General features: G+C 62.1%; 28 protein-coding genes. 12 read left to right on the top strand and 16 right to left on the bottom strand.

The window, feature by feature from the left end:
• Positions 1-87: 87 nt before the first annotated feature.
• Positions 88-360, bottom strand: coding sequence for a YheV family putative zinc ribbon protein (locus C9990_RS31195; RefSeq protein WP_106805548.1), 273 nt, complete (start codon positions 358-360; stop codon positions 88-90).
• Positions 357-2,408: an oligopeptidase A gene (prlC, locus tag C9990_RS31200; protein WP_065902758.1), complete on the bottom strand. Its 2,052-nt coding sequence runs from the start codon at positions 2,406-2,408 to the stop codon at positions 357-359. Before prlC ends, C9990_RS31195 begins: the two co-directional genes overlap by 4 nt.
• A 102-nt stretch (positions 2,409-2,510) precedes the next feature.
• Between prlC and C9990_RS31205 the strand changes: the two genes are divergently transcribed.
• Together C9990_RS31205 and C9990_RS31210 are read left to right on the top strand one after the other, a co-directional pair.
• The gene (locus C9990_RS31205) at positions 2,511-3,053 is read left to right on the top strand and encodes a gamma carbonic anhydrase family protein (protein WP_065902756.1); all 543 of its coding nucleotides are present in this window, start codon (positions 2,511-2,513) and stop codon (positions 3,051-3,053) included.
• Positions 3,050-3,709 (top strand): HAD family hydrolase, encoded by a 660-nt coding sequence (locus C9990_RS31210; protein WP_106805549.1) that lies wholly within the window; start codon positions 3,050-3,052, stop codon positions 3,707-3,709. Before C9990_RS31205 ends, C9990_RS31210 begins: the two co-directional genes overlap by 4 nt.
• Positions 3,710-4,290: 581 nt before the next feature.
• On the opposite strand, the gene C9990_RS31215 is transcribed toward C9990_RS31210, so the two are convergent.
• A complete protein-coding gene (locus C9990_RS31215; protein WP_106805550.1) occupies positions 4,291-5,400 on the bottom strand; it encodes an aminopeptidase in 1,110 nt (369 codons plus the stop codon).
• A 142-nt stretch (positions 5,401-5,542) separates the two neighbouring features.
• Between C9990_RS31215 and C9990_RS31220 the strand changes: the two genes are divergently transcribed.
• Entirely contained in the window at positions 5,543-5,965 is a 423-nt protein-coding gene (locus C9990_RS31220) for a hypothetical protein (protein WP_065902750.1), read from the top strand.
• Here the strand turns inward: C9990_RS31220 and C9990_RS31225 are convergent, their stop codons facing one another.
• Entirely contained in the window at positions 5,966-6,205 is a 240-nt protein-coding gene (locus tag C9990_RS31225; RefSeq protein WP_010207769.1) for a DUF1161 domain-containing protein, read from the bottom strand.
• A gap of 163 nt (positions 6,206-6,368) precedes the next feature.
• A complete protein-coding gene (locus tag C9990_RS31230; RefSeq protein ID WP_106805551.1) occupies positions 6,369-6,800 on the bottom strand; it encodes an OsmC family protein in 432 nt (143 codons plus the stop codon).
• A gap of 215 nt (positions 6,801-7,015) precedes the next feature.
• Between C9990_RS31230 and C9990_RS31235 the strand changes: the two genes are divergently transcribed.
• Positions 7,016-8,017 carry an LLM class flavin-dependent oxidoreductase gene (locus C9990_RS31235; RefSeq protein ID WP_065902748.1) on the top strand — a complete coding sequence of 334 codons (1,002 nt, stop codon included), beginning with the start codon at positions 7,016-7,018 and terminating at the stop codon, positions 8,015-8,017.
• Between the two features lie 151 nt (positions 8,018-8,168).
• On the opposite strand, the gene C9990_RS31240 is transcribed toward C9990_RS31235, so the two are convergent.
• A complete protein-coding gene (locus tag C9990_RS31240; RefSeq protein WP_025854355.1) occupies positions 8,169-8,396 on the bottom strand; it encodes a DUF1161 domain-containing protein in 228 nt (75 codons plus the stop codon).
• Between the two features lie 114 nt (positions 8,397-8,510).
• Positions 8,511-8,726, bottom strand: coding sequence for a dodecin (locus tag C9990_RS31245; RefSeq protein ID WP_003187305.1), 216 nt, complete (start codon positions 8,724-8,726; stop codon positions 8,511-8,513).
• A 154-nt stretch (positions 8,727-8,880) separates the two neighbouring features.
• Here C9990_RS31245 and C9990_RS31250 point away from each other — a divergent pair, with 154 nt between their 5' ends.
• The gene (locus C9990_RS31250) at positions 8,881-9,207 is read left to right on the top strand and encodes a YqjD family protein (RefSeq protein WP_003233664.1); all 327 of its coding nucleotides are present in this window, start codon (positions 8,881-8,883) and stop codon (positions 9,205-9,207) included.
• On the opposite strand, the gene C9990_RS31255 is transcribed toward C9990_RS31250, so the two are convergent.
• A complete protein-coding gene (locus C9990_RS31255) occupies positions 9,204-10,100 on the bottom strand; it encodes a LysR family transcriptional regulator (RefSeq protein WP_106805552.1) in 897 nt (298 codons plus the stop codon). The two genes, C9990_RS31250 and C9990_RS31255, sit on opposite strands and share 4 nt — an antisense overlap.
• Positions 10,101-10,210: 110 nt before the next feature.
• Here C9990_RS31255 and trpB point away from each other — a divergent pair, with 110 nt between their 5' ends.
• The 3 genes from trpB to C9990_RS31270 all read left to right on the top strand — a co-directional run bounded on the left by trpB (position 10,211) and on the right by C9990_RS31270 (position 12,842).
• Entirely contained in the window at positions 10,211-11,452 is a 1,242-nt protein-coding gene (gene trpB, locus C9990_RS31260) for a tryptophan synthase subunit beta (RefSeq protein ID WP_106805553.1), read from the top strand.
• Positions 11,453-12,262: a tryptophan synthase subunit alpha gene (gene trpA / locus C9990_RS31265; RefSeq protein ID WP_106805554.1), complete on the top strand. Its 810-nt coding sequence runs from the start codon at positions 11,453-11,455 to the stop codon at positions 12,260-12,262. It begins immediately after the preceding gene.
• 139 nt (positions 12,263-12,401) lie between these two features.
• Entirely contained in the window at positions 12,402-12,842 is a 441-nt protein-coding gene (locus C9990_RS31270; protein WP_065902741.1) for an anti-virulence regulator CigR family protein, read from the top strand.
• A gap of 411 nt (positions 12,843-13,253) precedes the next feature.
• Here the strand turns inward: C9990_RS31270 and C9990_RS31280 are convergent, their stop codons facing one another.
• The 6 genes from C9990_RS31280 to C9990_RS31305 all read right to left on the bottom strand — a co-directional run bounded on the left by C9990_RS31280 (position 13,254) and on the right by C9990_RS31305 (position 18,993).
• Complete coding sequence (locus tag C9990_RS31280) at positions 13,254-14,564, bottom strand: MFS transporter (protein WP_106805555.1); 1,311 nt, start codon at positions 14,562-14,564, stop codon at positions 13,254-13,256.
• Positions 14,565-14,723: 159 nt separating this feature from the next.
• Positions 14,724-15,872, bottom strand: a complete 1,149-nt coding sequence (gene dgoD, locus C9990_RS31285) for a galactonate dehydratase (protein ID WP_003170741.1) — start codon at positions 15,870-15,872, stop codon at positions 14,724-14,726.
• A 48-nt stretch (positions 15,873-15,920) separates the two neighbouring features.
• On the bottom strand, positions 15,921-16,541 hold the full coding sequence (locus C9990_RS31290) for a 2-dehydro-3-deoxy-6-phosphogalactonate aldolase (RefSeq protein WP_106805556.1): 621 nt from the start codon (positions 16,539-16,541) through the stop codon (positions 15,921-15,923).
• A 1-nt stretch (position 16,542) separates the two neighbouring features.
• The gene (locus tag C9990_RS31295; protein ID WP_106805557.1) at positions 16,543-17,508 is read right to left on the bottom strand and encodes a 2-dehydro-3-deoxygalactonokinase; all 966 of its coding nucleotides are present in this window, start codon (positions 17,506-17,508) and stop codon (positions 16,543-16,545) included.
• Positions 17,509-17,684: 176 nt separating this feature from the next.
• Positions 17,685-18,011, bottom strand: a complete 327-nt coding sequence (locus tag C9990_RS31300) for a DOPA 4,5-dioxygenase family protein (protein ID WP_065902730.1) — start codon at positions 18,009-18,011, stop codon at positions 17,685-17,687.
• Positions 18,012-18,042: 31 nt separating this feature from the next.
• Positions 18,043-18,993 (bottom strand): LysR family transcriptional regulator, encoded by a 951-nt coding sequence (locus C9990_RS31305; protein ID WP_106805558.1) that lies wholly within the window; start codon positions 18,991-18,993, stop codon positions 18,043-18,045.
• A 103-nt stretch (positions 18,994-19,096) separates the two neighbouring features.
• Between C9990_RS31305 and betC the strand changes: the two genes are divergently transcribed.
• The 3 genes from betC to C9990_RS31320 all read left to right on the top strand — a co-directional run bounded on the left by betC (position 19,097) and on the right by C9990_RS31320 (position 23,244).
• Positions 19,097-20,611, top strand: a complete 1,515-nt coding sequence (gene betC / locus C9990_RS31310; protein WP_106805559.1) for a choline-sulfatase — start codon at positions 19,097-19,099, stop codon at positions 20,609-20,611.
• A gap of 16 nt (positions 20,612-20,627) precedes the next feature.
• A complete protein-coding gene (choX, locus tag C9990_RS31315; protein WP_106805560.1) occupies positions 20,628-21,542 on the top strand; it encodes a choline ABC transporter substrate-binding protein in 915 nt (304 codons plus the stop codon).
• Positions 21,543-21,675: 133 nt separating this feature from the next.
• Positions 21,676-23,244, top strand: a complete 1,569-nt coding sequence (locus tag C9990_RS31320; protein ID WP_065902726.1) for a SulP family inorganic anion transporter — start codon at positions 21,676-21,678, stop codon at positions 23,242-23,244.
• Between the two features lie 113 nt (positions 23,245-23,357).
• Here the strand turns inward: C9990_RS31320 and aroE are convergent, their stop codons facing one another.
• Both aroE and hemF read right to left on the bottom strand, forming a co-directional pair.
• Positions 23,358-24,176: a shikimate dehydrogenase gene (gene aroE, locus C9990_RS31325; RefSeq protein WP_106805561.1), complete on the bottom strand. Its 819-nt coding sequence runs from the start codon at positions 24,174-24,176 to the stop codon at positions 23,358-23,360.
• Positions 24,176-25,108 carry an oxygen-dependent coproporphyrinogen oxidase gene (hemF, locus tag C9990_RS31330; RefSeq protein ID WP_065902724.1) on the bottom strand — a complete coding sequence of 311 codons (933 nt, stop codon included), beginning with the start codon at positions 25,106-25,108 and terminating at the stop codon, positions 24,176-24,178. The genes aroE and hemF overlap by 1 nt, the downstream gene beginning before the upstream one ends.
• Positions 25,109-25,268: 160 nt before the next feature.
• Here hemF and C9990_RS31335 point away from each other — a divergent pair, with 160 nt between their 5' ends.
• Positions 25,269-26,246 (top strand): NADPH:quinone reductase, encoded by a 978-nt coding sequence (locus C9990_RS31335; RefSeq protein WP_065902722.1) that lies wholly within the window; start codon positions 25,269-25,271, stop codon positions 26,244-26,246.
• Positions 26,247-26,266 lie beyond the last annotated feature (20 nt).

Genomic DNA, 26,266 nt, shown 5'->3' on the forward strand with positions numbered 1-26,266 from the left:
AGCCTGCCTGCGAAGCAAGTACGCGGTGTTTCAGTCACACCGCGTTGGGGCTATCGCAGGCTAGCCAGCGCCTCCAGGAAGCAGGCTTCAGTGTTTTTTCAGCTTGGGATTGGGAAAGAACTGCACCGCCTGCACCTTTGGATCCGGCGCTTTCAACGCCGAGGTGTTGACCCGCGTACCCAACTCCTTGGGCACCGACAACCCCTGGTCATTCAGCGTATCGGTATACCCGCAGGCCACACACTCGCGGTGCGGCACGTTGTCTTCGGTCCACATCTTGAGCTTGTCCGGCTCGGTGCACGCCGGGCACACCGCCCCGGCGATAAATTGCTTTTTGGTAATCACAGGCCCTTCACTCATGCTGCCGCGTCCTCACTCAGGCCGCTGTGGCGCAAGAGTGCGTCAATCGACGGCGCTCGTCCGCGGAAGTCGACGAACAGCACCATCGGTGCCTGCGAGCCGCCACGGGCGAGGATCGCCTCGCGGAATGCGCGGCCGGTCTCGGCATTGAGCACGCCGTCTTCCTCGAACTTGGAGAAGGCATCCGCCGACAGTACTTCGGCCCATTTATAGCTGTAGTAACCCGCCGCATAACCGCCGGCGAAGATGTGCGCAAAGCTGTTCGGGAAGCGGTTGTAGGCGGGCGGACGCATCACCGAGACCTCGTCACGCACGCCTTCGAGCACTTGCGCCACGCTGCGGCCATCGCCGTGAGTGGCATGCAGTTCGAAGTCGAACAGCGAGAACTCCAGCTGGCGCACCATCATCAGGCCCGACTGGAAGTTTTTTGCCGCGAGCATTTTTTCCAGCAGGTCCTGGGGCAGCGGCTCGCCGGTTTCATAGTGGCCGGAGATCAGTGCGAGGCCTTCCGGCTCCCAGCACCAGTTCTCCATGAATTGGCTCGGCAATTCCACCGCATCCCAAGCCACGCCGTTGATACCGGACACGCCGGCATGTTCGACGCGGGTCAGCAGGTGGTGCAGGCCGTGGCCGAATTCGTGGAACAGGGTGGTCACTTCATCGTGGGTCAACAGGGCAGGCTTGCCGCTGTCGGCCGGGGTGAAATTGCACACCAGGTTGGCGACCGGGCTTTGCAGCACGCCGTCGAGGGTGCGACGACGATCGCGCGCACCGTCCATCCAGGCACCGCCACGCTTGTTGGCGCGGGCGTACAGGTCGAAGAAGAAGCGGCCGACATGCTGGCCGTTTTCCTTGATTTCAAACAGGCGGACATCCGGGTGCCAGGTGTCGAAGCCTTTTTGCTCGGCAATCTCGATGCCGTACAGACGCTGCACGATGGCAAACAGGCCGCCGAGTACTTTGTCGATCGGGAAATAGGCGCGCAGGGCTTCTTGCGACACGCTGTAGCGCTGCTCGCGAAGTTTTTCGCCGTAGAAACCGCTGTCCCAGCTTTGCAGGTCGGCGCAGCCTTGTTCGGCGGCGTAGGCCCGCAGTTGCTGCAGATCCTGGGCGGCAAACGGCTTGCTGCGCTTGGCCAGGTCACGCAGGAAGGTCAACACCTGGTCGCTGGACTCAGCCATTTTGGTCGCCAGGCTCAGCTCGGAGAACGAGGCGTAGCCGAGCAGCTTGGCCAGTTCCTGACGCAGGTCGAGGATCTGTTCCATCACCGGGCCGTTATCATTCTGACCGGCGTTCGGGCCTTGGTCCGACGCACGGGTGCAGTACGCCGCGTAGACTTCTTCACGCAGGGCGCGCTCCTGGGCGTAGGTCATCACCGCGTAGTAGCTCGGGAACTCCAGGGTGATCAGCCAGCCATCCAGGCCTTTGGCCTGGGCGGCGGCAGCCATCTGCGCCTTGGCCGAATCGGTCAGGCCGGCGAGGGTGGCTTCATCGGTAACGTGTTTGGTCCAGGCCTGGGTGGCGTCCAGCAGCTGGTTGGAAAACTTGCTGCCCAACTCGGACAGCTTGCTCTGCACTTCGGCGTAGCGCTTTTGCTGCTCAGGCGGCAGATCGATACCCGACAGGCGGAAGTCGCGCAGGGAATGTTCCAGGATGGTTTTTTGCGCCACGTCGAAACCGGCAGCCTCCGGGCTGTTGGCCAGGGCTTCGAAGGCCTGGAACAGTTCGCGGTTCTGGCCCATCTCGGTGGAATAGGCGCTCAACGCCGGCAGGCAAGCCTCGTAGGCTTCGCGCAGCTCGGCGCTGTTGCACACGGCGTTGAGGTGGCTGACCGGGCTCCAGGCGGCGCCCAGGCGGTCGTTCAGTTCGTCCATGGCCAGCACCAGGCCTGCCCATGTCGGATTTTTACCCTGGCTTTGCAGGATGCCTTCGATGGCGACACGGTTGTCGGCGAGGATCTGTTCGATGGCCGGCTGCACGTGCTCGGCACGGATCGCCGAGAACGGCGGCAGGTCGTAGGACTGCAGAAGAGGGTTGTTCGCGCTCACGGTTGGCACCTTGGCTGAAGAAACATGTAAGAACAAAGATGGGGCCATCTTAATTACAATCAACGCCCACCGCAGCTATCAGCACATAAGAGAGAGGCTATCGTGACCCTTCGCACCTATCAGAACCACACGCCAACCCTGGGCGCCGGGGCTTTTGTCGATATTTCGGCGGTGGTGATCGGCGATGTCGAAATCGGCACCGACAGCTCGGTCTGGCCGCTGACCGTGATTCGCGGCGACATGCACCGCATCCGTATCGGCGCGCGCACCAGCGTGCAGGATGGCTGCGTGCTGCACATTACCCACGCCGGGCCCTTCAATCCTGACGGCTTCCCGCTGCTGATCGGCGATGACGTGACCGTCGCCCACAAAGTCATGCTGCATGGTTGCAGCGTCGGCAACCGGGTGTTGATCGGCATGGGCAGCATCGTGATGGACGGCGCCGTGGTGGAGGACGACGTGATCATCGGCGCCGGCAGCCTGGTGCCGCCTGGCAAGAAACTCGACAGCGGCTTTTTGTACGTGGGTAGCCCGGTTAAACAAATCCGCGCGCTGACTGACAAGGAGCGTGCCTTTTTCACCTACAGCGCCGCGAACTACGTGAAGCTCAAAGACCTGCACCTGGCGGAAGGATTCGATCAATGACCCTCAACTACTCAACCGTCCTGTTCGACCTGGATGGCACCCTCACCGATCCGCGCGAGGGCATCACCCGTTCGATCCAGTACGCCCTCGGCAAGCTGGGGATCGATGAGCCGGACCTGACCAAGCTCGAACACTTCATCGGCCCGCCGCTGTTGCAGGCGTTCATGCAGTTTTATGGCTTCGACGAGGCCAAGGCCTGGGAGGCGGTGAATTTCTACCGTGAGCGCTTCAAGGTCACCGGCCTGTATGAAAACCGCGTGTTCGACGGCGTGATGCCACTGCTGGAAGACTTGGGCAACCAGGGTCGCCAGCTCTATGTAGCAACGTCCAAGCCTTGGGTGTTTGCCCGCGAGATCGCTCGGCATTTCGACTTCGCCAAGCACTTCAAGGTGATCTACGGCAGCGAGCTGGATGGGACGCGGACCAACAAGGTTGAGCTGATTGCGCACTTGATCAGCGAGGAAGGCCTTGATCCTTCGACCACCCTGATGATTGGCGACCGCAAGCATGACCTGATCGGCGCCCGCAGCAATGGCCTGGATTCGGCGGCGGTCGGCTATGGATTTGGCAGTTTTGCAGAGTTGAATGCCGAGGCGCCGACCTGGCATTTCGAAACGCTGGCCGAGATGCACCAGGCATTTTTGCCGCGCGCTTGAGACCGCCTTCGCAGGCAAGCCACACACATTTGATCTTCTTACACCCGAGGCCCCGAGTCATACCCGGAGCCCCCTGTGGGAGCGGGCTTGCTCGCGAAGGCGGGCTGTCAGTTGATGCCGTGCATGCCTGACCCACCGCCTTCGCAGGCAAGCCAGCTCCCACATTTGATCTTCTTACACCCGAGGCCCCGAGTCATACCCGGAGCCCCCTGTGGGAGCGGGCTTGCTCGCGAAGGCGGGCTGTCAGTTGATGCCGTGCATGCCTGACCCACCGCCTCCGCAGGCAAGCCAGCTCCCACATTGGGTCTTCATACACCCGAGGCCCCGAGTCATACCCGGAGCCCCCTGTGGGAGCGGGCTTGCTCGCGAAGGCGGGCTGGCAGTTGATGCCGTGCATGCCTGACCCACCGCCTTCGCAGGCAAGCCAGCTCCCACATTGGACGTCATACACCCGAGGCCCCGAGTCATACCCGGATCCCCCTGTGGGAGCGGGCTTGCTCGCGAAGGCGGGCTGGCAGTTGATGCCGTGCATGCCTGACCCACCGCCTTCGCAGGCAAGCCAGCTTCCACATTGGATCTTCTTACACCCGAGGCCCCGAGCCATACCCGGATCCCTCTGTGGGAGCTGGCTTGCCTGCGAGAGGCCCTGATGGCCCCGTACCCTCCAACTGCCTCAACGCCGCCTTGCGCTGCGCCTGCGGCAGCCGCCCCAGTTGCTCGACCGCCGCATAAAACTTCAGCCAATCCCCGCCCTGCTGCGCATACAACGCCGAAAACGCCGGCACCCATTGGTCATACAGCCCAAACGGTAGCAACCGCGCATTGTTCATCGGCTGGTTGATCCACACGTCATAACGCTTGTCGCCGCCCCACTGGCTATCACGCAGTTGCCGATAATCACTGCGCAAACGCTCGAATTCCGCCGCCTTGGCCTGACGCATCACCTCGCCAGACAGGGGCTGCGCATAGAGTTTTTCCAGGCGGTGACGGGTCTCGAGGATCAGCCGGGTGAATTGGTCACGCTGCGCCACCGCCGAGTCGCTGAGGGGCGCCAGGCCCCGTGCCGCGCGCCATTGGCGGGTGCCTTCCTGTTCGACGAAATTGGCGAATGACTCGTTGAACTCGGTGTCATCCTTCACATAGAAACGCTGGTGCGCCAACTCGTGGAAGATCAGCGTGGCCAGGCGCTCGTCACCCCAGTTCATCATCGAATTCATGATCGGGTCGTTGAACCAGCCCAGGGTGGAATAGGCCTCGACGCCACCGATCGAGACATCCATGCCCTGTTGCTTCAACAGCGCCGCCTCACCGCGCGCCGCACCTTGGTTGTAGTAGCCGCGATAGGCCACGCAACCGGCAATGGGGAAACAGTGGGTCTCAGGCGACAGGGAAAATTCCTGCGTGGCAAACACATTCCAGACCACGTAAGGCCGGCCAATATCGGCGTACAACCGGTAACTCTGGTTGTCAGGAAGGTGCAGGTGCTCGCTGGCGAATGTCCGCGCTTTTTGCGATTGCACCAGGTGCTCACGCAGTGACTGTGGGCGGGACGGGTCGGCGATGACCTCGGCCACCGGCTCGCGGGCACGCAACAATTGCCATTGTCCGCTGGCCAACTGGCTGTAATAACTGAGGCTGGAACAGCCGCTGAGCAACACAACCACTGCCCCTGCAAGAAAACGCCTGACCATGCCCCGACCACTCCTGGCTGATTTGCTCGCCAGACTATCCTGCCTATACGGAATTTTTCCATGGCGTGACGTGTTTATACTCATAGCGAGTCTGTTGCCGTGCGCGCCAGGCTCAATTCTTTCCCTGCGATGAGTGCCTGCCATGCGTCAGCTCTTGCTCCCCGTCACCGCGCTGTTCCTGAGTGCGTGTGCTTACACCCCGATCCCGCCGGTTGACCCGCACCAGGCCTGGATCGATTTCGCCACCCCGACACCGGGTGCCAAACTGGTGATGGCCCAGCGCCTGGACGGCAAGAACCTCCCCGACGGGCGCTACTTCCAGGTCCCGCCCGGCAGTCATGAGTTGATGGTGCGCTTTGATTTCGAAGTGCCGACCGGCGGCAGTTTCAGCGGGTTTGGACAAACGACGGATCGGACGTGCTTCATTACCTTGCAGTACGACCATTTCGAAGCCGGCCAACGTTATAGCCTGGAAGGGCGCTCATTGGCCTACACGCCGAATATCCGCCTGTACAACGCCGCCCGCCAATTGCTGGCCGAAGAACGCAGCGTCAACTGCCTCTGATCAGTCGTTGTTCTTCTGGTAGACGATGGCTTTGGTGCCGTTCTCACAGCTGCCGACGACCATGGCGGAGTCGTGCTTGTCGGCTTCTTCCTTGCTGACAATTTCCAGGGTGTAGGACGGAACAGCGTTCGCCTGGATCTTGACCTCAATCTCTTTCCTGAGCTCTTCGCAGTCTTTTGGCGCGGCCACGGCCGAAGTGGCCAAAACACCGCAGATGATCGCCAAGGCAAAACGTTTCATGTGTGAAGCTCCCTGAATGCATTGCGCACGGGTGTGCGTCTAAGGCTGCATAGGCTATAGGACCACATCGGTGAAACACGAGTTCTGATTTAACGCAGATGTTTTGGCGCCACCCAAAAACACCTGCAGGCGCCGGCTTGCCGGCGACCTACAGGTAGCGGTGTCAGTTTACGAGGGTGGCATCCAGGCTGATTTTCGCATTCAGCACTTTCGATACCGGGCACCCTTCCTTGGCTTTCTTGCTCAGTTCATCGAACTGCGCCTGGCTCGCGCCTGGAATCTTGGCCTTGAGGATCAAATGCACAGAAGTGATCGCAAAGCCGCCATCGACCTGGTCCAGGGTCACTTCAGCCTGGGTGTCGATGCTGTCAGCCTTGAGGCCGGCATCACCGAGAATCATCGAAAACGCCATCGAGAAACAGCCGGCGTGCGCCGCACCGATCAGTTCTTCAGGGTTGGTGCCCTTGCCGCCTTCGAAACGCGCCTTGAAGCCGTAGGGGGCTTCGCGCAGCACGCCGGTTTCCGTGGAAATGGAACCCAGGCCAGTCTTCAGATCACCTTCCCAATGCGCGGATGCCTTTTTAACAATACTCATAGCTTTCTCCTCGAACGGTGGTTTTGCGTCAGTAAGGTTCTGAGGATAGAAGCTTTGGCAAAGTTCACTTGTAAGAGAAACCTAGCGATTAAGTAGGAAATTTCGGGCCAGCTATTGAATCTCGGGTATATGCCCTCATTGCATAGGACATGCACATGAAGCGGCAGGTTTTGGTTCGTCTATGAAGCCTGCGCCCCCATTGGAGAAGCAGGCTTATGAAATCGCTGTCCGACGTAAAGTTCTCGACCCTCGACCTCGTGCCCGTGCGGGCCAACGGCAGTCCGGCGCAGTCGTTACGCAATTCCCTGGACCTGGCCCAGCACGTGGAAAAGTTCGGCTACAACCGTTTCTGGGTGGCGGAACATCACAATATGGACGGAATCGCCAGCTCGGCTACTTCGGTCTTGTTGGGCTATCTGGCTGGCGGTACCTCGACAATTCGCGTCGGCTCCGGCGGCGTCATGCTGCCCAACCATGCACCGCTGGTGATCGCCGAGCAGTTCGGCACCTTGGAAAGTCTCTACCCGGGCCGTATTGACCTGGGCCTGGGCCGCGCGCCCGGTTCCGACCAAATGACGGCCCGCGCCCTGCGCCGTGAGCGCTCGGGCAGCGCGGATGACTTCCCCGAAGATGTCGCCGAGCTGATGGCCTACCTGGGCCCACGCACGCCCGACCAACGGGTGATCGCCGTACCGGGCACCGGCACCAATGTGCCGGTGTGGCTGCTGGGTTCCAGTCTGTTCAGCGCCCAGTTGGCGGGGGAGCGCGGCTTGCCCTACGCCTTCGCCTCCCATTTCGCACCGCGCCTGATGCATGAAGCGATTCGCGTGTACCGCAATCACTTCAAGCCATCAGCCGTGCTCGACAAACCCTACGTGATGCTCGGCATTCCACTGGTCGCGGCGGACACCGATGAGCAGGCGGACTACCTGGCCACCTCCGTATACCAGCGCATCCTTGCGCTGATGCGCGGGCAAAGCCTGGTGCAGCGCCCGCCGGTGAAAACCATGGACGGCCTGTGGCTACCGCATGAAAAAGATGCGGTAGGCAGCTTCCTGGGCCTGGCCATGGTCGGCAGCCCGGCGAAGATTCGCGCCAAACTGGAGGTGCTGGTCGAACAGACCGGCGCTGACGAGCTGATCTTTACCTGCGACCTGTACGAGCATGCCGATCGGATTCATTCCTACGAGCTGCTGGCACAGTTGATGAAGGGCTAAAACTTCAGGCGAAAAAAAACGACGCACCTGTGGCCAGGGAGCTTGCTCCCGCTGGGCTGCGTAGCGCCGCCGAAAAAGGCAGTGCTGCGCCCTCCAGCGGGAGCAAGCTCCCTCGCCACAAGTGCGTCGATTTTATAAGTGAAGCACGGGATCACCCGCGCTTGTAGGCGATTTCCTTGGTACCGGCTTCGCAGCTGCCGACCACTGTGTGATCGCTCGGCGCTGCGCCCTTGTCCACGACTTCCAGCGAATAACCCGAAGCGCCCTTGGCGTCGATTTTCGCTGCAATTTCGCTTTTCAGCTCTTCACAAGGCTTGCCCGCCGCCAGGGCAGTGCCCGCAATGCTCAACAAACCTACCGCTAACAAGAACTTCTTCATCCGTTACTTTCCTTGCGCTGATCGAAAAGAGCGTGCCGACGCTTTCGCCTCGGCACCCATTGGTTGTAGCGCAGGTTATGGCAATCGGCCAGTCGGCAAGTTCAACCGACGTGATCAACTACTGGCAATTCGGAACCCGACTTTGAGGGTGACCTGGAAGTGCGCGGCCTTGCCGTCCTTGATGTGGCCACGGGTTTCGGTCACCTCGAACCATTCCAAGTGCTTGATGCTCTTGTTGGCTTCGGCCAGGGCGTTGTTGATCGCATCTTCAATGCTGGTCGCCGACGAGCCAACCAGTTCGACTTTCTTGTACGTGTGATGATCAGACATAGCGTTTCTCCTGAGGTCTCTAGTGAGCGTAGCAGTCAATGTTCGTAATGCTTCTGGCGACCGTTCCTACCTGAAAGTTCAGATTTACTGCACTTTCTGAAACGGGCGCAGTCGGTATCTACACCTGCCACTCAATCATTTCAGGAGAGTCCACATGGCCAACACTTCTTTACGCAAAGCGTCGCTGGAAAGCATGGAAGCCGAGATTTCGAGCCTGCTCAAGTCGCTTGAGAGCCTCAAGGACGATGCGTCCGATGAGTCGCGCAAAACGCTGAAGGCCCTGAAAAGCAATGCCGAGAATGCCCTCAAGCACTCCCGCCACCTGATCAGCGACGCGTACGAAGAAAGCAAAGTCAAACTCCGCGAAACCGGTGTTGCGACCCGGGACTACGCACAAGAGCACCCATGGACTACCGCCGGCGTCGCCGTTGGCGCACTGGGCCTGCTGGCGGCTTACCTGCTGTGCAAACGCGGCGACTAAACATCCTGGTGCGCCAGCTCAGCCTTGAGCCACTGCGCCAGTTGCCCGGCGCGCCCATCTGCGGCGCGCTTGGGTAGCCACAACGCCAGGTGCGCCGGGGTTTCACTGAAGCCCCACGGCGCCACCAGGCGACCCGCGCGCAGATCCTCTGCGACCAGCGGTTCCGGCGCAATCGCGACCCCAAGACCTGCCACCGCCGCCTCCAGCAAATAATACAAATGCTCAAACCCCTGGCCGTGTTTCAACATGCCGGGCGCGATGCCGTGTTGCTGCGCCCAACTGGGCCAGGCCTGCGGGCGGGAAGTGGTGTGCAACAAGGCTTCTGCGCACAGCGCTTGCGGCGGCGCCTGGCGCAAGCGCTCGTAACCGGAAAAACGCGGGCTCATCACCGGGCCGATACGCTCGCTGGCCAGTTCATACACTTGCATGTCCGCCGGCCACGGCGGCTCGGCAAACACCAGCAAAGCGTCCAGGCCGGGGCGCCTGGGGTCGAGGTCGCCGTCACCCGCCGACAGGTGCAGGCGCAAGTCCGGCAAGTCGGCATTCAAACGACCCAGGCGCGGAATCAACCAGCGCGCCAGCAAACTGCCCGAGCAGCCCAGCACGAAGGGTGCGTCGGCGCTGGCCTGGGTGAGTTCGGCGCAGACATCTCTCAGACGCTCGAACGCTTCAGCGCTGGCATCACGCAGCCGGGCGCCGGCATCTGTGAGTTTAAGGCCGCGTCCATCCTTGGCGAACAGGCTGACACTCAGGTGCTCTTCCAGCACCTTCAACTGGCGGCTGACGGCACCATGGGTCACATGCAATTGCTCGGCCGCCTGGCTGACACTGTTGAGCCGGGCGGTGGCTTCGAACGCACGCAAGGCATTCAGGGGCGGAAGGTCTCGACTCATCTGTGAGTTTTCCTGACAGGTTACGGCGATCTTATCGGTTTTCACTGCGGGATGTGAGGGGTAGAGTGACCGTCATTGCTGGTTACCCAAATTCCTACCTGGAGCGTCCCATGACTCAGTCCCAGACCGATCTGCGCAACGGCCCTGATGCCAACGGCCTGTTTGGCGCGTTCGGCGGCCGCTACGTCGCCGAAACCCTGATGCCGTTGATCCTCGACCTGGCCCGCGAATACGAAGCGGCCAAGATCGATCCGGCGTTCAACGAGGAATTGGCCTACTTCCAGCGCGACTACGTCGGCCGCCCGAGCCCACTCTACTTCGCCGAACGCCTGACCGAGTTCTGCGGCGGCGCCAAGATCTACCTCAAGCGCGAAGAGCTGAACCACACCGGCGCGCACAAGATCAACAACTGCATCGGCCAGATCCTGCTGGCGCGGCGCATGGGCAAGAAACGCATCATCGCTGAAACCGGTGCGGGCATGCACGGCGTGGCCACTGCCACCGTTGCCGCACGGTTTGGCCTGCAGTGCGTGATCTACATGGGCACCACCGACATCGAACGCCAGCAGGCCAACGTGTTCCGCATGAAGCTGCTGGGCGCTGAAGTGATTCCAGTCGTCGCCGGCACCGGCACCCTGAAGGACGCAATGAACGAAGCCCTGCGCGACTGGGTCACCAACGTCGACAGCACCTTCTACCTGATCGGCACCGTGGCCGGCCCGCACCCGTACCCCGCGATGGTGCGCGACTTCCAGGCCGTCATCGGCAAGGAAACCCGCACCCAGCTGCAAGCCCAGGAAGGCCGCCTGCCGGACAGCCTGGTCGCGTGCATCGGCGGTGGTTCCAACGCCATGGGCCTGTTCCACCCGTTCCTGGATGACACCAGCGTCGAGATCATCGGCGTTGAAGCCGCCGGCCACGGCATCGAGACCGGCAAGCACGCCGCCAGCCTCAACGGCGGCGTACCCGGCGTACTGCACGGCAACCGCACCTTCCTGCTGCAGGACGACGACGGCCAGATCATCGACGCCCACTCGATTTCCGCTGGCCTGGACTACCCCGGCATCGGCCCGGAACACGCCTGGTTGCATGATATCGGCCGCGTCCAGTACACCTCGGTGACCGACGACGAAGCCCTCGACGCGTTCCACAAATGCTGCCGCCTGGAAGGGATTATTCCTGCACTGGAAAGCGCCCACGCCCTGGCTGAAGTGTTCAAGCGCGCTCCGACCTTGCCCAAGGATCACCTGATGGTGGTGAACCTGTCCGGCCGTGGCGACAAAGACATGCAAACCGTGATGCACCACATGGAACAGGCTTCACAAGAGCCATCTCAGCAGGAGAAACACTAAATGAGCCGCCTGCAAACACGTTTTGCGCAACTGAAAGAACAAAACCGCGCGGCCCTGGTGACCTTCGTTACCGCTGGCGACCCGGGTTATGACACCTCGCTGGCGATCCTCAAGGGCTTGCCGGCAGCCGGCGCCGATGTGATCGAGCTGGGCATGCCCTTCACCGATCCGATGGCCGACGGCCCGGCCATCCAACTGGCCAACATCCGCGCACTGACCGCCAAGCAGAACCTGGCGAAAACCCTGCAGATGGTCCGTGAGTTCCGCAAGGACAACACCGAGACGCCGCTGGTGCTGATGGGTTACTTCAACCCGATCCACAAATATGGTGTGCCGCAGTTCATCGCCGATGCCAAGCAAGCCGGTGTAGACGGCCTGATCGTGGTCGACATGCCGCCCGAGCATAACGGCGAGCTGTGCGACCCGGCCCAGGCTGCGGGTATCGACTTTATCCGCCTGACCACGCCGACCACCGATGATGTGCGCCTGCCTACCGTGCTCAACGGCAGCTCCGGGTTTGTGTACTACGTATCGGTGGCCGGTGTGACCGGCGCCGGCGCGGCGACCCTTGAGCATGTCGAGGAAGCCGTAACCCGCCTGCGCCGGCATACCGACCTGCCGATCAGCATCGGTTTTGGTATCCGCACGCCGGAACAAGCTGCCGCCATCGCGCGCCTGGCAGACGGTGTCGTGGTGGGGTCGGCCTTGATCGATCACATTGCGAATGCCAAAACTGATCAGCAAGCGATTGATGGCGTGTTGGGCCTCTGCGCGGCACTGTCGGAAGGTGTCCGCAACGCCCGTAAGTAAGCGGCTCGTAAGCGGTAGGTAAAGTTCCTGATACAGAGGAATCATACCGTCGATTCAGTACCTAAACTGACAAGACCAAGGGATTTCGAACCTCGTTCGAGGTCCCTTTTTTGTTCGTGCAGTACTGAGGAAACACCCCATGAAAATGCCTAAACGCTTGATAGCTGGTCTCGGCGTGCTGATGCTCGGCGCAAGTGCCCTGGCGCAAGCCGCGCCTTACGACCAAGGCGGCCCAGACCGTGGCGGCCCGCAAGGCCAGCACGAGCAACATGGCGACGACCACCGCGGCCCACAGGACAACCGTCGCGGCGGCCCGCCCCAGGACTTTGGCCCGGTGCGGCAGATCATCCACGACAACCATGGTCAGTTCGCGCGCGGCGCCCCACCGCCGCCGAATGTGCGCCTGGTACGCGGCCAACCACTGCCCCGTGGCTACTACGGCGAACGCCTGGACAACCGAGCGCTGGCGCGCCTGCCGGTGTATCCAGGCTACGAATGGCGCCGCTCCGGCCCGGACGTGGTGTTGATTGCGGTGGGTACCGGCATCGTCTACGAGATCCTCGACGGCGTCCTCAACTGAAACCGAGGGACAGGGGGAGCTTGCAAGGCAAGCAGGCTCCCTGTGACAAGCCCGCTTCCTGTGTAAGAAGACTCCCTGTGACAAGCCCGCACCCTGTGCAAGAAGACTCCCTGTGACCAGCCCGCTTCCTGGGGCAAACCCGCATCCTGTGGCGAGCGGGCTTGCCCCGCGTTGGGCTGCGCAGCAGCCCCAATAGAGAAGCTACTGCGGTATTTCAGGAATAACGCGTCGACAGATTTTGGGGGCGCTTCGCACCCCAACGCGGGGCAAGCCCGCTCGCCACAGGATGCGGGCTCACCACAGGATGCGGGCTTGCCATAGGGTGCGGGCTTGCCACAGGGAGCCTGTCTGCTACAAAGGCTCACCTGGTAGAGAAGCCCCCATCAGCGCCAAACACCCATCCCCCACAGGCTATTCATTCAGTTCAATACGCTCGACCTTACCCACCAGCAGCACGTAGGAAAGCGCACCGAGCAACGCCAGCACCGCGATGTAGGTGATCGCCGGCGCAAACGAATCGCCGCTGGCCAAAAAGCCAATCACGATCGGCGTGGCAATCGCCGACAGGTTGCCGATGAAATTGAACACCCCTCCCGTCAGCCCGAGCAGACGCGCAGGCGCCAGGGTCGAGACCAGCGACCAGGTGATCGACGCCAGGCCATTGCCGAAAAACGCCAGCGCCAGGAACGCAATCACCCATGCCGTCGAGTCCACGTAGTTGGCGCCGATGATCGCCGTGGAAATCAGCAATCCACCGATGATCGGCAATTTGCGTGCGAAACCCACCGACGCCCCACGACGAATCAGCCAGTCGGAAAATATCCCCGAGCAGAGCACCCCAACAAACGCAGCCAGAAACGGCAGCGACGCCAGCAGGCCGGACTTTATGAAGTCCATGCCGCGATATTTCACCAAGTACGTCGGGAACCACGTCAGGAAGAACCACAGCGTCGAGTTCAGGCAGAACTGCCCGAGGTAGATGCCCCAGAGCTTGCGCTTGCTCAGCACGATGCCCAGGTCGACCCAACTGAACGGCGCCTTTGTGGCTTGCGCCTGCATGTCCACCAGCCCGCCACCTTCGCGGATCAGGTCGATTTCAGCGGCGTTGGCGCCTTTGAAATCCTTCGGCTCGCGGTACACCGCGTACCAGATCACTGCCCACAGGATGCCGACGCCACCGGTGGCGACAAACACCATGTGCCAGCCAAACGCGTGCTGCAGCCACGCCAGGACCGGCGTGAGAAAGGCCAGCCCGACAAACTGCCCGGAGGTATAGACGCCAATCGCAGTGGCGCGCTCGCGTTCGGGAAACCAGGTGGTGACCACACGGCTGTTGATCGGGTAGGCCGGCGCCTCCAGGGCGCCGACGGCCATGCGCAGCACAAACAGCGCGATGAAACTGGCGGCAAACCCGAGCATTACGGTGGCGATCGACCACAGCAGCAGGGCAGCGGTGTAGAGAATGCGGGGCGGCACGCGGTCGACCAGCCAGCCGCCAGGGATCTGCATGGCGGCATAGGTCCAGCCGAACGCGGAAAAGATCAGCCCGACGTGCACCGGGTCGATCCCCAGTTCACTGGTCAGTGCCGGGGCGGCAATCGACAGGTTGCTGCGGTCGAGGTAGTTGATCACCACGGTGATAAACAGCAGCACCATGATGAAGAAGCGCTTTCGGGTAGGCGTGACTAAAGATGCCCGCCCGGTGAAGGATTCAGGGTGCATGGGGGTTGCCTCTTGTTATGTTTATTGAGGACGGGTCGACGCGGTCAATGTGGGAGCTGGCTTGCCTGCGATGGCGGTGCGACCGCTGACTCATCTGGCACAGGCAGACCGCTATCGCAGGCCAGCTCCTACATTCGAACAGGTCCCTTCAGGTCAATATCACCACTCGGCAAAACTGCCGTCGGCATGCCGCCAGATCGGATTGCGCCAGCGGTGGCCGATGGCCGCGCGTTCGATCACGTATTCCTCGTTGATCTCGATGCCCAGGCCTGGCCCGTTGGGGATCTTCACGAAGCCCTGGTCATAGTCGAACACGCCCGGGTCGCGCACGTAGTCGAGCAGGTCGTTGCTCTCGTTGTAGTGAATGCCCAGGCTTTGCTCCTGGATAAACGCGTTGTAGCAAACCGCATCCAGTTGCAGGCAGGCCGCCAAGGCAATCGGGCCCAACGGGCAGTGCAGGGCCAGGGCCACGTCGTAGGCTTCGGCCATGTTGGCGATCTTGCGGGTTTCGGTGATGCCGCCGGCATGGGAAGCATCCGGCTGGATGATGTCGACGTAGCCTTCGCTGAGCACGCGCTTGAAGTCCCAACGCGAAAACAGGCGCTCGCCCAAGGCAATGGGCGTGCTGGTCAACGGTGCCAGTTCCTTGAGGGCTTCGTAGTTTTCACTGAGCACCGGCTCTTCGATAAACATCAGTTTGTACGGGTCCAGCTCTTTCATCAGCACCTTGGCCATGGGCTTGTGCACCCGGCCATGGAAGTCGACGCCGATGCCGACATTAGGGCCGACTGCATCGCGCACGGCCGCGACGTTGGCCAGGGCCAGGTCGACTTTCTCGAAGCTGTCGACGAACTGCAATTCTTCGGTGCCATTCATTTTCACCGCAGTAAAACCACGGGCCACGGCCTCTTTGGCAGCGCGCGCGGTATCGGCGGGGCGGTCGCCGCCGATCCACGAATACACGCGGATCTTGTCACGCACCTGGCCACCGAGCAGGTCGCTGACCGACACACCGAGGGCCTTGCCCTTGATGTCCCACAGCGCCTGGTCGATACCGGCGAGGGCACTCATGTGTACGGCGCCGCCTCGGTAGAAGCCACCGCGATAGAGCACGGTCCAGATATCTTCGATATTGCGTGGGTCTTTGCCGATCAGGTAGTCGGACAGTTCCTCGACCGCAGCAGCCACGGTGTGGGCGCGGCCTTCGACCACGGGTTCACCCCAGCCGGTGACGCCCTGGTCGGTCTCGACCTTGAGGAAGCACCAGCGCGGCGGGACGATGAAGGTCGTCAGTTTGGTGATTTTCATCTGTTATCTCTCTTATAGATGCGGCGCCTGCAGGCGCGGAACTTGATATCAGCTCAGGGCTTTCCAGGCGGCGACATAAGCCTGGGCGCGGCTCGCTACCTGATCCACTGTCATACCCGGTTTGAACAATCCCGACCCCAACCCGAAGCCCTTGGCGCCGGCGTCGATGAACACCTGCATGTTGTCCGGGGTGATACCGCCCACCGGCAGCAGCAACGTGCCGGCCGGCAATACCGCCAGCCACGCCTTGATCACCGAAGGGCCCATTTGCTCGGCCGGGAACAGCTTCAACACGTCGGCACCTTCGGCCAAGGCGGCGAAGGCTTCGGTAGGCGTGGCCACGCCGGGCGACAGGTACAGGCCGGCGGCTTTCGCCGCGCGCAACACCTTGGCATCGCTGTGGGGCATGACGATCACCTGGCCACCGGCGGCCTGCACCTGCTCGACCTGCTCGGGCGTCAACACCGTGCCGGCACCGATCAGGCAATCGGCGGGCAGGCTGTCGCGCAAGGTGCGGATGCTGGTGAACGGGTCGGGCGAGTTCAGCGGGACTTCGATCACCCGAAAGCCCGCCTGGTACAGCACTTGGCCGATGGCTTGGGCTTCGTCCGGTCGTACCCCGCGCAGAATCGCGATCAAACCGTTTTGTGCGAGTGCTTGCTTGAGCATGTCAGGCCTCCGTTGCAGGTTGAGTGAGCCCGGCCGCCACGGCCAATTGCCACAGGCCACGCTCGGTCGCTTCCTGCGCCAGGCTGACGTGGGCGAAACCGCACAAGGCGAGGGCACGTTGGTAGCGGGCGCAGAGGGCGCCAGCACCGACCAGGATGATCGGCGTTTGCTTGGCGTGGCCAGGCAAGCCGGCGAGTTCATGGCCGATCAGCAGGCCAGATAAGTAATCGGGTTGTTGCTCCGGGGCGAGTTCGGCGGTGAGGCCCAGGGCGCGTGCGCTGAACAGCGTCGACAGCACGCCACGCTGGCCGTCCCTGGAGAGCGCCACCTGCACGCCGCGATCAAACGCGTCGGCCTGAAACTGCTCGGCGACCTTTTGCGTACGCCCGAGAATGCTGTGCTTGCTCAGTACCGCGAACAGCTCGCCGGTCATGAAGGTGTCGAAGTGAGTGATGCAACCGTCGACCACCTCGACCCATTTGGAATGGCTGCCGGGCAGGCCGATCAAGACTTCAGCGGTGCTCGGTAGGCTTTGCAGCACGCCCAGCACCTGGGTTTCTTCACCGCGCATCACGTTGGGCAAGCCGACCTGCTCGATCACACCCGGCACGATGTGCACCGCCACGCCGCGCAGGCTGCGCACGGTGTGCAAGGCCTTGCCGAGGCTCGCGACGTCCACGGGGGTATTGCGATAAGCCGCTTCGCTCCAGCCCTGCGCGCTGCCGACCATGCCGCAGGCGATCACCGGCAAGGCTGGCTCGGCGTCGAGCCAGTCGCCGCACGCCGCATCGAACGCCAACTCGAAGCCATCGCTGCAGCGCACGCCGGCAATATCCCGGGGCTCGCTGGGCAAGTGCATGATGCCGGACGCCAGCGCGCGCTGTTCCAGCACCACACCCGCCGGGCCGAGTTTGTAAGCACGAAGGGAGCTGGTCCCCCAATCGAGCGCGATCAATTGCGCCTGCATCGCTTCACCTGAGTTCTGAGCGGATGCAGCGAATATAAACCCAGGCGTACGCAAGTCTCAATATATAAATACACATCCCATATATAGGGAGTACGCGTGCAAGGGAACCGGCCTGGCGGCAATAGCGCTCTTGAGGCGCCATCGCCGACAGGCCGGCTCCTGCATCAGGGCGCAGGTCAGAAAATAGACAGGTCCAATTCGCGCATCGCCCCCATCCAGATCGCGTAGTCGGTGTGATCTTTCAGGTCATCGCCGGTATCGGGGTGCAGGAACACCACCAGGCCATTGCGGTTGAGCGCCAGCCACGGCAACACCACGCCGATGTATTCGGCGTCGAACGCCAGTTGGCAACTCCAGTCCGGGTGCGGGCCGACGGGCCGTTCATGCACGCGGCCCATGCGCAGCGGAAACAGCCTGGCACCGTCCTCGCACAAGGCCCGCGCCTGGTCGATGGTGCTGGCGTCAAAGTAGATGTGGGCGTGGTAGCCCTTGATACGTTGCATGTCGGACTCCGGATCCACTGTGCGCCAAATCCTAGACCGCAATCGATGGCAGGGCCAGCCCGGTCAGCGACTGCGCGCTGTTGGCCTGCTCCGCCACCAGCCAGTCGACAAAACGCTCGACCAGTTGCCCCCGCCGCTTGCGCTGGGGTTGCACCACGTAATAGCCGAAGCGCGAGATCACGGTGTCGCCGATTGGCCGGCACAGCCAGTTCTGTTCCAGCAGGTTATCCACCAGGTGGCGCCAGCCGATGGCCACGCCCTGGCCGGCAATCGCCGCCTGGATCAGCAGGGTGTAGTTGTCGAAGCGCAGTTGCCCCGGGGTGGGCGCGGTGCTGATGCCCAGCTCGCGGAACACACCACTCCAGTCGAACCATTGGCTGTTGTTTTCCTGGCGCAGGTGCAGCAAGGGGAAATCCTGCAAATTCTGAACGGTCAGCGGCACGGCCTGGTCCTTGAGCCACTGCGGGCTGCAGACCGGGAATACTTCCTCGTTGAACAGCCACAGGCTGTCGCCCTGTTTGAACCGGCCATCACCGAAGAGCACTGCGACGTCGATATCGCTGCGCAGGGTCGCGTGGTTGCGCTCGCTGGTCACCAGGCTCACGTCGACCTGAGGGTTGGCCTGGTGGAAGCGATGCAGGCGCGGCATCAGCCAATAGGCGGCGAAGGCGAAGTCGGTGGCCACTTGCAGCACTTCATGCTGGTCCTGCTGGGTAATCGCGCTGAGGCCGTGATTAATGCTTTGCAGGCCGCCTTGCACATGCTCGAACAGCAGCGCACCGGCGTCGGTCAGCTCGATGCCACGGTAGATGCGATCGAACAGGCGGATCGCCAGCTGTTCTTCCAGGCGCTTGATCTGCTGGCTGATCGCGGGCTGGGTGGTGCCCAGCTCCATCGCTGCCGAGGTAAAGCTGCGGTGGCGCGCGGCGGCTTCGAAGGCGCGCAACAGGTCGAGGGACAGGTCACCGAGGGCTTCATACATAAGCTGTGCTTATCCTAGACATTGCTTTTCATGGGCTTTACCCCATTTTCCATGGGCTGCATGCTCATTCGCATAAACACCGCCTATGGAATGCCGAAGACCCATGAAGCGCAAGAACATTCTTTTCATCATGGCCGATCAAATGGCCGCGCCGCTGCTTCCGTTCTACGGACCTTCCCCGATCAAGTTGCCCCACCTGAGCCGCCTCGCCGCGCAGGGTGTGGTGTTCGACGCCGCTTATTGCAATAGCCCGCTGTGCGCGCCGTCGCGATTTACCCTGGTCAGCGGCCAGTTGCCGAGCAAGATCGGCGCCTACGACAACGCAGCAGATTTTCCCGCCGATGTCCCGACCTATGCCCACTACCTGCGTCGTCTCGGTTATCGCACGGCGCTGTCGGGCAAGATGCATTTCTGTGGCCCCGATCAGTTGCATGGCTATGAAGAACGCCTGACCAGCGATATCTACCCGGCCGACTACGGTTGGGCAGTCAATTGGGATGAGCCGGACGTACGCCCCAGCTGGTACCACAACATGTCCTCGGTGCTGCAAGCCGGCCCTTGTGTGCGCACCAATCAACTGGATTTCGACGAAGAGGTGGTGTTCAAGGCCCAGCAATACCTGTTCGACCATATCCGCGAAGACGGCGACCAGCCGTTCTGCCTGACCGTGTCGATGACCCACCCGCACGACCCGTACACCATTCCCAAGCCGTTCTGGGACTTGTACGACGATGCCGACATCTCTTTGCCTGCAACACCCGCGCAAGGCGACCTCGACCCGCATTCGCAACGCCTGCTCAAGGTCTACGACCTGTGGGACAAGCCGCTGCCGCTGGCCAAGATCCGCGATGCCCGCCGCGCCTACTTCGGCGCGTGCAGCTATATCGACAGCAATGTCGGCAAGCTCCTGCAAACCCTGGAAGACACCGGCCTGGCCGATGACACGATCATCATCTTCTCCGGCGACCATGGCGACATGCTTGGCGAGCGTGGCCTCTGGTACAAAATGCACTGGTTTGAAATGGCTGCGCGCGTGCCGCTGCTGGTCAGTGCGCCGGGGCAGTTTGCCGCGGGCCGCGTGACCCACGCCGTTTCCACTGCCGACCTGTTGCCGACCCTGGTGGAGCTGGCCGGCGGCGAGCTGGACCCACGCCTGCCGCTGGATGGCCGCTCGCTGCTCCCGCACTTGCTGGGGCAGGGCGGGCACGACGAAGTGTTCGGCGAATACATGGCCGAAGGCACCATCAGCCCGCTGATGATGATCCGCCGTGGCGCCTACAAGTTCATCTACAGTGAGGACGATCCTTGCCTGTTGTTTGATGTACATAACGACCCGCACGAGCGGGAGGACCTCAGCCAGGCACCGGAACACCGGCCACGGTTCGAGGCGTTTTTGCGTGAAGCGCGGGCCAAATGGGACATCCCGGCGATCCACCAGCAGGTGCTCGCCAGCCAACGCCGTCGTCGCCTGGTGTTTGAGGCGCTGACCCAAGGCAAGCTGAAGAGCTGGGATCACCAGCCACTGGTCGACGCCAGTCAGCAATACATGCGCAACCATATCGACCTCGACGACCTGGAGCGCAAGGCACGTTATCCACAACCCTGCCAAAACCAATAAATACAGAGGGAAGGCCATGCAAAAATTGACTGTGGTGCTGGGCATGCTGGCGTTGAGCTGCGCCAACGTGTACGCCGACACCGGTTGTGAGACGGTGAAGATGGCCGATCCAGGCTGGAGCGACATTGCCGCGACCAATGCCATCACCGGTTTCCTGTTGAGCGGCATGGGCTACAAGGCCAAGGTCGACACCCTGGCGGTGCCGATCACCTTTGGCGGGCTCAAGGATGGCCAGGTGGATGTGTTCCTCGGCAACTGGATGCCGGCGCAACAGGGCTTCTACGATAAGTTCGTGGCCAATGGCGATGTGGTGCAACTGGCGAAAAACCTCGACGGCACCGAGTTCACCCTCGCCGTGCCGGACTATGTGTGGGACGCCGGGGTACATGACTTCGCCGACCTGAACAAATTTGCCGACAAGTTCGACAAGAAGATCTACGGCATCGGCTCCGGCGCGCCGGCGAATATCTCGCTGCAGGAGATCATCAAGAAAAATGACTTCGACCTTGGCCAGTGGAAGCTGGTGGAATCCAGCGAACAGGCGATGCTTGCCGAGGTGTCGCGGGCAGTGAAGAAACAGAAGTTCGTGACCTTCCTCGGCTGGACGCCGCACCCGATGAACGTGCAGTTGAAAATGCATTACCTCAAGGGTGGCGAAAAGTACTTCGGTGACACCGGCAGCGTGTACACCTTGACCCGCAAGGGTTATGCACAAGCCTGCCCGAATGTCGGAAAACTGCTGACCAACCTGATTTTCACCCAGGACATGGAGAACGCGATCATGGCGCAGGTGGCCAACAACAAGGTCAGCAATGCCGATGCGGCGAAGGCGTGGATCAAGGCGAACCCGGCGGTATTGGACAAGTGGCTGGACGGCGTGAAAACCGTGGATGGCCAGGATGCGCTGGCCGCCGTGAAAGCCAAACTCTGAAGGCAACACCACCCCCTGTAGGAGCCGGCTTGCCGGCGAAGCACTCGAAAACGCCGCGTTTTTTCAGACAACCCGCGTTATCGTTACCCACCTTCGCTGGCCCGCCAGCTCCTACAGTATTTCGAGCAGCCCGATGCCCCGGCCCACCCGCCAATCACTCTTCCCCTTCCTCGCCTGGCTCCCGCGCCAGACCCGCGCCAGTGTCGGCCGCGACGCGATGGTCGGCCTCAGCGGTGCCGTGCTCGCCTTGCCGCAGTCGATTGCCTACGCGCTGATTGCCGGTCTCCCACCCGAATACGGCCTGTACGCCGCCATCATCCCGGTGCTGATCGCCTGCCTCTGGGGCTCGTCCTGGCACCTGATCTGCGGCCCCACGGCGGCCATTTCCATCGTGCTCTACGCCAGCGTCAGCCCGTTGGCCGTGCCCGGATCACAGGACTACATCACCTTGATCCTGCTGCTGACCTTCCTCGCCGGGGTGTTCCAGTGGCTGCTGGGCATGCTGCGTTTCGGCGCGCTGGTGAATTTCGTCTCGCATTCGGTGGTGCTGGGTTTCACCCTCGGCGCCGCCGTGGTGATCGCCCTGGGGCAATTGCCTAATCTGCTCGGGCTGGATTTGCCCAGCCAGGCCACAGCGATCAACAGCCTTCTGGCGTTGATCGACCATGGCGGCGAGTGGGACCACGCTTCCTTGGGCCTCGGTTTAGGCACGTTGCTGGTGGGGGCGTTGCTCAAAGTGCTGGTGCCGCGCTGGCCGACACTGCTGATCGCGCTGGCCCTTGGCAGCCTGGCCGCCTGGGTATGGCCGGCGATGTTCGGGCATGTGGCGCTGGTCAGTTCGTTTATCGGCAAGCTGCCACCGTTCAGCCCGTTGCCGATGGATCTGGACATGATCCTGCGCCTGCTGCCCAGCGCCGTTGCGGTGGGCATGCTGGGGCTGGTGACCAGCCTGTCGATTGCCCGCTCGCTGTCGGCGCGTTCTCAGCAATTGCTCGATGCGAACCAGGAAGTTCGCGCGCAGGGTTTATCCAATATTGTTGGCGGATTTTTCTCCGGCTATCTGTCAGCCGGTTCCTTCACCCGCTCCGGCCTCAGCTACGAGGCCGGTGCCTGCTCACCCTTGGCCGGGGTGTTTTCTGCCCTCTGGGTGGCGCTCTTCGCACTGTTTGGTGCGGCGCTGATCGCGCATATTCCGATCCCGAGCATGGCCGCCAGCATCTTGCTGATTTGCTGGGGCCTGGTTGACCAACGCGGCATTCGCGCATTGTTCCGGGTCAGCCGCGCCGAGTTTGTGGTGATGAGCCTGACGTGCGTCGCCACGTTGTTGCTGGAGCTGCAAACTGCGATCTACGCGGGGGTGCTGGCCTCGCTGTTTTTCTACCTCAAGCGCACGTCGCAACCGAGGGTCCAGCAGTGGCGCGACGGAGATGAAGATGTGTTGCGCGTGGGCGGCTCGATCTTTTTCGGCGCCAGCCATTACCTGCAAGTGCGCCTGCAAAGCCTTTCGGGCGAGCGGGTGGTGATCGAGGCGCAGCAGATTAACTTTATCGACTATTCCGGCGTCGAGATGCTGCATCAGGAAGCGCGGCGGTTGCGGGGGTTGGGGCGTAGCCTGACGTTGCGCCGGGCCAGGCCACAAGTAGTGGAAGAGTTGAAAAAGCTGGAAGGGGCGGATAAATGCCCCATCCATTTCGAAGACTGAACGCGGTTAAACCTGTGGGAGCTGGCTTGCCTGCGGTTGCGGTGTCTCAGTGCCAGGTGTGTGGCTGACCCACCGCTATCGCAGGCAAGCCAGCTCCCACATTTGGATTTGCGTCAGGCCAGCTGCCGCCGCAGTTCAGCTAAAACCGGGGCCGACTCCGGGCGCACACCGCGCCACAGGAAGAACGCTTCCGCGGCCTGTTCCACCAGCATGCCCAGGCCATCCATCGCCACGGCGGCACCTTGCTCGGTAGCCCAGCGACAGAACGCGGTCGGTTCCTTGGCGTACATCATGTCGTAGCAGAACGTCTTGCCCGGTTCGATCAGGCTGCCGGCAATCGGCGGTACATCGCCTGACAGGCTGGCGGACGTGGCGTTGATGATCACGTCCACCGGCTCACGCAGCCAATCGAAACCACTGGCAGACACCGGGCCCAGATCGTCGAACAACTCGGCGAGCAATTCGGCTTTTTCCACCGTGCGGTTGGCGATGATCAATGAAGCGGGCCGCTCGGCCAGCAACGGCTCCAGCGCGCCGCGCACCGCACCACCGGCACCCAGCAACAGAATGCGTTTGCCCTGCAGGCTTAACCCGGCGTTGACCGTCAGGTCGCGCACCAGGCCGGCGCCGTCGGTGTTATCGCCGAGCACGGTGCCGTCGGCCAGTTTGCTCAGGGTGTTCACAGCACCGGCGCGTTGGGCGCGTTCGGTCAAGGTATTGGCGAGGCGGTAGGCGTCTTCCTTGAACGGCACGGTGACGTTGGCACCACGGCCCTGCTGAAAGAACTCACGGGCGCAGCCGGTGAAATCCTCCAGCGGCGCCAGCAGGGTGCTGTAGTCCAGGTGCTCGCCGGTCTGCTCGGCGAACATCCGGTGAATCAGCGGCGACTTGCTGTGGCCGATAGGGTTGCCGAATACCACGTAACGATCCATCAGACGGCCGCCTTGGGCGCAGCCACGCCAAGCCAGTCGCGGTCTTGCAGGAAGTAGTCAGTGAGGCGTGCTTCTTCGCTGCCGGCTGCGGCTTTCCAGTCGTAGCTCCAGCGCACTTGCGGCGGCAGCGACATCAGGATCGACTCGGTACGCCCGCCCGACTGCAGTCCGAACAGGGTGCCGCGGTCGTAGACCAGGTTGAACTCAACGTAGCGGCCGCGGCGAAACTCCTGGAATTCGCGCTGCTGCTCGGTGTAAGCCATGGCTTTGCGGCGCTGCACGATGGGCAGGTAAGCGTCGATGTAGGCGTCGCCGATCGCGCGGATGAAGGCGAAGCAGGTATCGAAGTCCCACTCGTTCAGGTCATCGAAGAACAGCCCGCCGATACCCCGGGGCTCGTTGCGATGCTTGATGTGGAAGTAGCTGTCGCACCAGGCCTTATAGCGCGAGTAGACCTCTGCACCGAACGGCGCACAGGCCTGCTCGGCCACACGGTGCCAGTGGATGCAGTCTTCTTCGTTGCCGTAGTAGGGCGTGAGGTCGAAGCCGCCACCGAACCACCACACCGGCTCTTCGCCGTCTTTTTCAGCGATGAAAAAACGCACGTTGGCGTGGGAAGTGGGCACATGCGGGTTGTGCGGGTGGATCACCAGCGACACGCCCAGGGCTTCAAACCCGCGACCGGCCAGCTCGGGGCGATGCGCGCTGGCGGACGGTGGGAGGCCGCTACCGAACACGTGGGAAAAGTTAACGCCGCCTTTTTCGATCACCGACCCGTTTTCGATCACACGGGTGCGCCCGCCGCCGCCGGCAGGCCGGGTCCAGGCGTCTTCGATGAAGCGAGTGTCCGTCTCGAAGGTTTCCAGGGCGCTGCAAATGCGGTCTTGCAGGTCAAGCAGGTAGGCCTTTACAGCCTCGGTGCGGGTAGTCATGGCATCACCTTGAATCGGGCAAAGCTACGCGAGGCCATTGGGCGTCGGCGGCAAATGGGCGCACAGGATACCACTGCACCCTGTGTCGCCGCAGTTGACGAAGATCAAGCTTAGGAGTGGGATAGTGGGCTACGCGAAATAGACCTCAGGAGAAGTGCAGATGGCCAAACGTATCCAGTTCAGCGCCCATGGCGGCCCCGAAGTGCTTGAGTATGTGGACTACACGCCGGCAGAGCCGGGCCCGCAGCAGGTTCGCGTGCGTAACGAGGCCATCGGCCTGAACTTCATCGATACCTATTTTCGCAGTGGGCTCTACGCGCCGCCGGCCTTGCCATCGGGGCTCGGCGCGGAAGGCGCCGGCGTGGTCGATGCGGTCGGCAGTGAGGTCAGCCAGTTCAAGGTCGGCGACCGCGTGGCCTATGGCAGCGGCCCGCTGGGCGCCTACAGCGAATTGCACGTGCTGCCCGCCGCCAATCTGGTGCACCTGCCGGACGACATCAGCTTCGAACAAGCCGCCGGCGCCATGCTCAAGGGCCTGACCGTGCAATACCTGCTGCGCCAGACCTATGAGCTCAAGGGTGGCGAGACCATCCTGTTCCACGCCGCTGCCGGTGGCGTGGGCTCCCTGGCCTGCCAATGGGCCAAGGCGCTGGGCGTCAAGCTGATCGGTACGGTCAGCTCGCCGGAAAAAGCCGCGCTGGCCAAATCCCTCGGTGCCTGGGAAACCATCGACTACAGCAAGGAAAACGTCGCACAGCGCGTTCTGGAATTGACCGACGGCAAAAAGGTCCCGGTGGTGTACGACGGCGTCGGCAAGGACACTTGGCTGACCTCTTTGGACAGCGTGGCACCACGCGGCCTGGTGGTGAGCTTCGGTAACGCGTCAGGCGCGGTGGACGGGGTGAACCTGGGGATTCTGGCAGCCAAGGGCTCGCTGTACGTGACCCGCCCGACCCTGGCGACCTACGCCAGCAACCCGAAAGACTTGCAGGCCATGGCTGACGACCTGTTTTCGATGATCAAGAGCGGCAAGGTGCGCATTGATATCAATCAGCGGTTTGCGCTGGCGGATGCGGCCAAGGCGCAGACGGAGCTGTCGGGGCGTCGCACCACCGGGTCGACGATTCTGCTGCCGTAAGGCTTGAGGGTGCCATCGCC

It is taken from the genome of Pseudomonas sp. S5D5, from assembly GCF_003013355.1.
GTDB lineage: Bacteria > Pseudomonadota > Gammaproteobacteria > Pseudomonadales > Pseudomonadaceae > Aquipseudomonas > Aquipseudomonas aylmerensis.